6 protein-coding genes are annotated in these 4,647 nt (G+C 62.8%); 5 read left to right on the forward strand and 1 reads right to left on the reverse strand.

The window, feature by feature from the left end:
• The 4 genes from EN749_RS38300 to EN749_RS30935 all read left to right on the forward strand — a co-directional run.
• Positions 1-220 (forward strand): hypothetical protein (locus EN749_RS38300; protein WP_210214739.1); only part of this gene is annotated, 220 nt, incomplete at its 5' end.
• The gene (locus tag EN749_RS30925; protein ID WP_127270320.1) at positions 217-498 is read left to right on the forward strand and encodes a hypothetical protein; all 282 of its coding nucleotides are present in this window, start codon (positions 217-219) and stop codon (positions 496-498) included. The genes EN749_RS38300 and EN749_RS30925, both read left to right, overlap by 4 nt.
• A 197-nt stretch (positions 499-695) precedes the next feature.
• Entirely contained in the window at positions 696-1,148 is a 453-nt protein-coding gene (locus EN749_RS30930; RefSeq protein ID WP_128364576.1) for a DoxX family protein, read from the forward strand.
• A 93-nt stretch (positions 1,149-1,241) separates the two neighbouring features.
• Positions 1,242-2,219, forward strand: a complete 978-nt coding sequence (locus EN749_RS30935; RefSeq protein WP_128364577.1) for a complex I NDUFA9 subunit family protein — start codon at positions 1,242-1,244, stop codon at positions 2,217-2,219.
• A gap of 27 nt (positions 2,220-2,246) precedes the next feature.
• Here the strand turns inward: EN749_RS30935 and EN749_RS30940 are convergent, their stop codons facing one another.
• Positions 2,247-3,620, reverse strand: coding sequence for a cytochrome P450 (locus tag EN749_RS30940; RefSeq protein WP_127270315.1), 1,374 nt, complete (start codon positions 3,618-3,620; stop codon positions 2,247-2,249).
• 205 nt (positions 3,621-3,825) lie between these two features.
• On the opposite strand from EN749_RS30940, the gene EN749_RS30945 reads away from it, so the two are divergent.
• The gene (locus EN749_RS30945; protein WP_127381466.1) at positions 3,826-4,395 is read left to right on the forward strand and encodes an NADPH-dependent FMN reductase; all 570 of its coding nucleotides are present in this window, start codon (positions 3,826-3,828) and stop codon (positions 4,393-4,395) included.
• Positions 4,396-4,647 lie beyond the last annotated feature (252 nt).

Genomic DNA, 4,647 nt, shown 5'->3' on the forward strand with positions numbered 1-4,647 from the left:
TCTGAAATCTGCCCGCCGCAGGCGCGGCGCGGCGCGATTTTCTTTGCGCGCTGCTGAACCTTTCCGCGCCTTGCTGCGACCCAGCTTTGTCCAGGGCAAGGCGAGCTTGCCCGATCCACACCGGGGGAAGCAGCAAACCGAAATCGAAAGCCTGCATCACGCGAAGGCCGGTCCTTCGCGCCTCGGAAACCTCAACCCAAATCAAAGGAAATTGTCATGACCAACACCAAGATCACCATGCTGACCGCCGTCCTTCTGCTCGGCTCGTTCATGGGTGCCACACAGGCAGCCACCCTGAAGGCCGCGCCGGCCAAGCCGACCAGCCCGGGTGTCATCGCCGCCCCGAGCGGCGGCGCCACCGAAGACCATTACTGCAAGAACGGCCATGCAAAATTCGCCAATTGCAGCGCCGATTTCGTCGCCGCCTGCAAGAAGGTTGGTGGCACCATGTCGGATGTTCAGGGCTGGGGTGGGCGTACTTGCTTCACGCCCTCCTGATACCGTCTCAGGTCAGGCCGCTCCGTCGGCCCCTGACTTCGCATGGATGTCACCCGGAAAACCCCGCTTCGGCGGGGTTTTCTGCGTTTTGATCGCACAATGAATAAAACATTCTTGTTTTGGTCAACTTTTGTTTATTTGACTTCGGCCGACCCGACCGGCCGTTTGCGCTGATTGAGCAAAACAGAGGAGCTATAATGTCGGCAAGCACGGACAACCCCCGCAACGCCCTTGTCATCCCGATCCTTGGCAGGTTTTACGCGGCTCTGCACGATGGTGCCGAAACCGTTCTTCGCGTCGTCGCCGGCGGGTTTTTCGCCATCCATGGTTCGCAGAAGATCACCAATCCTTTCGGCGCTGCCGAGATGGTCGAGGGTCTCGGTTTCTATCCGGGCGCGTTGTGGTCGTTGCTTCTGGCCTGCACTGAATTCTTCGGCGGCATCTTCATCGCCATCGGGTTTTTGACGCGGCCGGCCGCCTTTGCCGGCCTGTTCGTGCTGCTGGTCACGGTCTGGTTCCACTGGGTCACGATGGACCAAGGCTATTCGGGCGCGGAAAAGTCGCTGCTTTGGGCGGCGATCCTGCTCTTCTTCGTCATTCGCGGCGGCAACCGCCATTCGGTCGACGCCCGTATGGGCAAAGCGTTCTGACAGGCTGATAGCGACGACGCGTCGCCCTTTGCCTTTGGCACGAAACGGATTATGAAACGGCTTCAGCCAAGCTTGCGAGCGCCGGAGCCAGCCATGACCGAAATCCTGCAGACCCCAAAGCTCGTCGTCGTCTTTGGCGGGTCAGGCTTTGTCGGCCGCCATGTCGTGCGCGCGTTGGCCAAGCGCGGCTATCGCATCCGGGTCGCCTGCCGGCGGCCCGATCTTGCCGGCCATTTGCAGCCGCTTGGCAATGTCGGCCAGATCCAGCCGGTGCAGGCCAATGTGCGCGTGCGCTGGTCGGTAGACCGCGCCGTGCAGGGCGCCGACCACGTCGTCAATCTGGTCGCCATCCTGCATGAGAGCGGCCGGCAGAAATTCTCCGCCGTGCACGAGTTCGGCGCCCGCGCAGTGGCCGAGGCCGCACGCTCGGTCGGCGCCGGCCTGACCCACATTTCTGCGCTTGGCGCCGATCTGGACTCCGAATCAGACTACGCGCGCACCAAGGCGCTTGGCGAAAAGGCTGTGCTGGAGACGATCAAGGACGCCGTGATCTTCCGGCCGTCGATCAATTTCGGACCCGAAGACGGCTTCTTCAACCGCTTCGCCAACATGGCGCGCTATTCGCCGGTGCTGCCGCTGATCGGCGGCGGCCAGACCAAGTTCCAGCCGGTCTATGTCGGCGACGTGGCCGAAGCGGTGGCGCGCTCGGTCGACGGCAAGGTGGATGGCGGCCAGATCTATGAACTTGGTGGACCGAAGGTGCTCACCTTCAAGCAGTGTATGGAAGAGTTGCTCGACGTGATCGAGCGCAAGCGGCTGCTGGTGCCGGTGCCGTGGTGGGTGGCCAACATCCAGGCCTCGATCCTCGGCCTGTTGCCCAATCCGCTGCTGACCAAGGACCAGGTGACGCAGTTGCGCGAGCACAACCTCGTTTCGGACGCCGCCAACAAGACCAACAGGACGCTTGCAGGGCTCGGCATCCAGCCGCAATCGATCGCGACGATCCTGCCCAGCTATCTCTGGCGCTACCGCGCCGCCGGCCAGTTCCAGCAACGCAAGCCTGCTGCTTGATTTATCACAACCGTCTGAAGCTGTGTCTCATGCCTGTCGCGGCGTGACCCGCATCGGCAGACCGCCTTGCGGCTGCGTGGTCAGTTTCTGTACCGGCCAGGGTTTGGTTTCGGCTGTCGTGTCGAAGCGGAAGCGCGACAGCATGATCGCCAGCGCGATGATCGCCTCCTGCATGGCGAAGCTGGCGCCGATGCAGACGCGCGGACCCGCGCCAAACGGCAGATACTGGAAGCGGTCGATCTTTTCGCGATTTCCCGGATGGAAGCGCTCCGGCAGGAAGGCATCCGGCCGGTCCCACAGTTTCCTGTGGCGATGCACGACCCAGGGCATCACCAGCACCGCGGCGTGCTTGGGGATATGAAGATCCTTCCACATTTCCGGTTCGATCGGCTCGCGGTTGATCGACGGCGCCGGCGGATACAGCCTGAGCGCTTCGTCGAAAGCCGCACGCGTGAACGGCATGGCATCGAGCCATTTCGTCGGATCGGGCTCGCGCGCCAACACCTGGTCGATCTCCTGCTCGACCCGGTCGCGCTCCCACGGCGATTCAGCCAGGCAATACAGTGTCCAGCCCAGAGCCCGCGCGGTCGTCTCATGGCCGGCGCCGATGAAGGTGATGATGTTGTCCTCGACCTCGGCCCGCGTCAGTCCATCGGGTCCCTCGGCCTTGAGCAGCAGCGTCAGGAAATCCTGCGGCACGGCATCGGGGTCGCGCTTGAATTTCGCTTCGCGCATCTTGACAGTGTCGGTGACGATCTTGCGGAAATAGGCCATGGTCTTGCGGCCGCGGATACGGGTCAGCCTCGGCAGCCAGTCGGGCGCGCGCAACAGATCGAGCGGATCGACGCGACCCATGGTCTCGAACAGGCGGTCGATCTCGTTGGCGAAACTGCCAGGCTCGCCCGATATCTCGCCGGAAAACAGCGTCTCGGCCAGGATGTCGTAGGTGAGCAGCGTCATGTCATGGGCGATGTCGGACGTGCCGCCGTCTTCGTAGCGGGCGACGAAGTCCAGCGTGCGTCTCAGCATCGGCTGGGCGAAGCCGAAGATGTGGCGCGGCGTGAACACCGGCGCCATCGCCTTGCGCGACCGCTTCCAGACCTCGCCCTCGGCGGTCAGCAGGCCATCGCGCAGGATCGGCCGCAGGATCTTCTGACGCACCGTCGCCATCTTGTAGTTCCTGGCATTGTCGACCAGCACATGGCGGATCAGGCCGGGATCATTGGCGACGATCAGATGTCCACCAACACCACTGGCCGAGATCCACGGCTCGTTGTAGGTGTGCTCACCCCACAATTCGAGCGGGTTGCGGTAGACGATGCGGATCATCTCCAGCGTCGACGGCGGCGTGGTGCGCGGCTTCGGCGCCGGGGGAATGAAGGGGGCGGGCTGGATGTCCATGGGCTGCTCCGCTGATACCCCAATGTAGTGGCTAGCAATGCGGGCGTCCATGTGACCGAACGGCAGGCGCAAATATGCAGCCCGAGGCGTCACAGCAGGCGATCCGTTCAGCCGATTGTGACCGCCTCCATGGCGGTGCCGCCTTGTCCGCGGCCCTGCCCTGCCGTAGGTCACCAACAGATACCGCCAGACCTAGGAGCCCGCCTTGAAGCACCAGTTGAACATCATCATCGGCAGCACGCGGCCAGGCCGCGCCGGACCGGTTTTTGCCGAGTGGCTGGAGACGTTCGCGCGCGAGCATGGAAAATTCGAGCCGGTACTGACCGACATCGATACGTTCAAGCTTCCGGTGCTGGACGAACCGCACCATCCAAGGCTCGGCAATTACAAGAACGACCATACCAAGGCCTGGTCGAAAGCGATCGATGCCGCCGACGCCTTCGTCTTCGTGGCGCCGGAATACAATTATTTCGTGGCGCCGGCGATCGTCAACGCGGTCGATTATCTCTCGCGTGAATGGAAGTACAAGCCTGCAGCCATTTTCAGCTATGGCGGCGTCTCCGGCGGCCTGCGCGCGGCGCAAGCGCTGAAGCCGTTGCTGACATCGGTCGGCGTCATGCCGATCTCGGAAGGCGTCGCGCTGCCGATGTACCAGAAACTGCTCGATGAGAACGGCGCTTTCAACGCCAGCGAACAGGTGCAGGGCGGAGCCAAAACCATGCTCGACGAGCTGTTGCGCTGGAGCGAGGCTTTGAAGCCTATGCGGGTTGCCTGAAAACGCTGGTCTTCCGCAAAAAGCCCGGCTTGCTCATGGCATAAAGAGGTGGAATGTTTGCGCAAATGGACAAGCCGGGGGGCGGTTCGACTTGCGCTTGCTTTTTGCCTTGCTGCTGATGCTCATGAGCACCGCCGCCGCGGTGGCTGAGCGACGCGTGGCCTTGATCATAGCCGAGGACGGCTACCGCCTGGTTCGGCCGCTCGCCAATCCGGTCCATGACGGCGAGGCGATGGCAGCGGCGCTGAAGAA

Origin of the sequence: Mesorhizobium sp. M7A.F.Ca.ET.027.02.1.1, assembly GCF_004022985.1 — a bacterium.
In the GTDB taxonomy this organism is placed as follows: domain Bacteria; phylum Pseudomonadota; class Alphaproteobacteria; order Rhizobiales; family Rhizobiaceae; genus Mesorhizobium.